The following is a 2429-nucleotide window of genomic DNA, read 5'->3' as shown; positions in this document are numbered from 1 at the left end:
GGCCGCAGCCGAGGCCCGTCAGCTCCGCCGCGTCCTCGGCGACGGTGGCGATGCTGCCCGGGTCGCGCCAGCAGTCGGCCAGGCGCGCCAGTTCCGGCTGCGACAGCATGAAGACGCTGGCCTGCGGCACGAGCAGTTGATGGATGAGGGTCAGCATGTCGTCGTCGCGCGGGCCGCAATCGGGCAGCGACGACGTGAACGGGTCGAGCACGAGCGGCACGTCGGCATAGTCGGACACGATCTCCGCCACCGCCGCGATCTGCTCCAGGCTGGCCAGGGTGCCGACCTTGATGGCGGCCACGGGCATGTCCTCGAGCAGCATGCGCGCCTGTTCCACGACGAGCGAGTGGTCGGTCGGCTGGATGTCGTCCACGCGCGCGGAATCCGCCACGAGCAAACCCGTCACGACCGAGAGGGCGTGGCAGCCATGCATGGCGAAGACGGTCACGTCGGACTGGATGCCCAGCGCCCCGACCGGGTCGGCGGGCCCGAACGTGAGGATGAGTGGAGACGTTTGGTTTTGCACAGCGGGTAGAATACTATACCTTTCCCTGTCATTTTATCTGAACCGAAAAGAGGAAATCGAAGTGAGTACTGAAACACAGGTGTACCAGACGTGGATGTGCCTGATCTGCGGCTGGGTCTACGACGAAGCCGCCGGCGCACCGGACGACGGCATTGCGCCGGGCACCCGCTGGGCCGACGTGCCCATGAACTGGACGTGCCCGGAATGCGGCGCGCGCAAGGACGACTTCGAAATGACCGCGATCTGAGCGGTTCTTTGTCGATTCATCAACGTGAAATAACGTCCCGCCAATGTTTCGTGTCATCCCGTCAATGAGTCGTCATACGGCAAGTTGACGTATCGCAACACTTCATGCACAAGCCGCAGCCCCTATGCTATCTTGCGGGTTCATGCTGAAGTGAAACGAATATGACGACGCAACCGACAGGCCTGACGATCATGGTGATCGACGACAGCAGCACGATCCGTCGGTCCGCCGAAATCTTCCTGACGCAGGCCGGCTACCGCGTGGTACTGGCCGAAGACGGCTTCGACGCGCTGGCCAAGATCAACGACCATCATCCGTCCCTGGTGTTCTGCGACATCCTGATGCCGCGCCTGGACGGCTACCAGACCTGCGCGCTGATCAAGAAGAGCGCGAAATTCCATGCCACGCCGGTCATCATGCTGTCCTCCAAGGACGGCCTGTTCGACCGTGCGCGCGGCGCGATGGTCGGATCGAGCGCCTACCTGACCAAACCTTTTTCCAAGGACAGCCTGCTGGCGGCCGTGCGCGACCATGCGCAGGGCCGGACCGACGCGGCTGCCTGATTCCAACGTTGCGGAGCCCACCGTGGCCATACAAAAAATCCTGATCGTCGACGATTCCCCGACCGAACGTTACTACCTGACCGACATCCTCGTGCGCAACGGCTTCACCGTCACCACCGCCGACAACGGCGAGGAGGCGCTGGCCAAGATCCGCGCCGATCGTCCGGAACTGATCCTGATGGACGTGGTGATGCCCGGCGCGAACGGCTTCCAGGTGACGCGCTCGATCGCGCGCGATCCGGAGCTGGCGTCCGTCCCCGTCATCATCTGCAGCAGCAAGAACCAGGAAACCGACCGTATCTGGGGCATGCGCCAGGGCGCGAAGGATTATTTCGTCAAGCCGGTCGATCCGGCGAAATTGCTGGCCACGATCGCCACGCTCGGCGCCTGAGATGGACGTCAGCGACGCCGCCGGACAGAAGGGCGCGGCCCGGCGCGCGCGCCTGCGCCAGTACCAGGAACAGCTGCTCGAGCGCATGCAGGCCGCGCGCACGAGCAGCGGCGCGCGCGCGCACCAGCTGGGCGTGGAGATCGGCGGCGTGCGCTACCTGCTCGACCTCGTCGAAGCGGGCGAGATCGTGCCGCTGCCGCCGCTGGCCGCCGTGCCGCTCACGCAGCCCTGGTATCTCGGCCTCGCGAACGTGCGCGGCAACCTGCTGGGCGTCGTCGACCTGGCGCGCTATTTCGATCCGGAGGCGGCGCCAACGCCCGGCACGCGGCTCGTGACGTTCGGACCCGCCCTCGGCTTTCCGTGCGCGCTGCTCGTGGCGAAGGTCGTCGGCCTGCGCCACGCGGCCGACATGACGCCTCTTGACGGCCGCCTGCGCGACGCCGACGGCCAGGACTGGACGCCGCTGTCGCTCGTCGCCCTCGCGCGCGAGGACCGCTTCCTGCAGGTCGCACGCTGATCGTTCAACAATTAAAAACAGGTTCTGTACTGGAGCTCGCATGGGATTCGTATCCAAACTGTCGATGAATTTCTTCCCCAAGGACGGGGGCGGCGACGCGCAGGCGTCCGGCACGGTGCTGGCGTCGCCCGACACGCAGTTCGGCCCCGGCACGGTACCCGCCGGCCCGGTCAGCGGCACGGCAT

The 2429-nt window shown here is 65.7% G+C and carries 5 protein-coding genes; 4 read left to right on the top strand and 1 reads right to left on the bottom strand.

Annotated features, from left to right (window positions below; genetic code table 11):
- Positions 1-526, bottom strand: a 526-nt coding sequence (thiD, locus tag ACEN88_RS29425) for a bifunctional hydroxymethylpyrimidine kinase/phosphomethylpyrimidine kinase (RefSeq protein ID WP_413345391.1), incomplete at its 3' end; no start/stop codon positions are given.
- Between the two features lie 94 nt (positions 527-620).
- Here thiD and ACEN88_RS29420 point away from each other — a divergent pair.
- The 4 genes from ACEN88_RS29420 (at position 621) to ACEN88_RS29405 (ending at position 2244) form a co-directional block, all read left to right on the top strand.
- A complete protein-coding gene (locus tag ACEN88_RS29420) occupies positions 621-773 on the top strand; it encodes a rubredoxin (protein ID WP_029755924.1) in 153 nt (50 codons plus the stop codon).
- A 161-nt stretch (positions 774-934) separates the two neighbouring features.
- Positions 935-1336: a response regulator gene (locus ACEN88_RS29415; RefSeq protein WP_056129984.1), complete on the top strand. Its 402-nt coding sequence runs from the start codon at positions 935-937 to the stop codon at positions 1334-1336.
- A 22-nt stretch (positions 1337-1358) separates the two neighbouring features.
- Positions 1359-1727 (top strand): response regulator, encoded by a 369-nt coding sequence (locus ACEN88_RS29410; RefSeq protein ID WP_413345389.1) that lies wholly within the window; start codon positions 1359-1361, stop codon positions 1725-1727.
- A gap of 1 nt (position 1728) precedes the next feature.
- Positions 1729-2244 carry a chemotaxis protein CheW gene (locus ACEN88_RS29405; protein ID WP_413345388.1) on the top strand — a complete coding sequence of 172 codons (516 nt, stop codon included), beginning with the start codon at positions 1729-1731 and terminating at the stop codon, positions 2242-2244.
- Positions 2245-2429 lie beyond the last annotated feature (185 nt).

Source organism: Massilia sp. CT11-108, assembly GCF_047302915.1.
Lineage (GTDB): Bacteria > Pseudomonadota > Gammaproteobacteria > Burkholderiales > Burkholderiaceae_D > Telluria > Telluria orientalis.
This window is presented reverse-complemented; position numbering and strand designations above follow the sequence as displayed.

What these genes read in the sequence shown, in the direction of transcription:
- ACEN88_RS29420 (WP_029755924.1), top strand. Translation starts at nt 621, where the DNA reads ATGTGCCTGATCTGCGGCTGGGTCTACGACGAAGCCGCCGGCGCACCG.
- ACEN88_RS29415 (WP_056129984.1), top strand. Translation starts at nt 935, where the DNA reads ATGACGACGCAACCGACAGGCCTGACGATCATGGTGATCGACGACAGC.
- ACEN88_RS29405 (WP_413345388.1), top strand. Translation starts at nt 1,729, where the DNA reads ATGGACGTCAGCGACGCCGCCGGACAGAAGGGCGCGGCCCGGCGCGCG.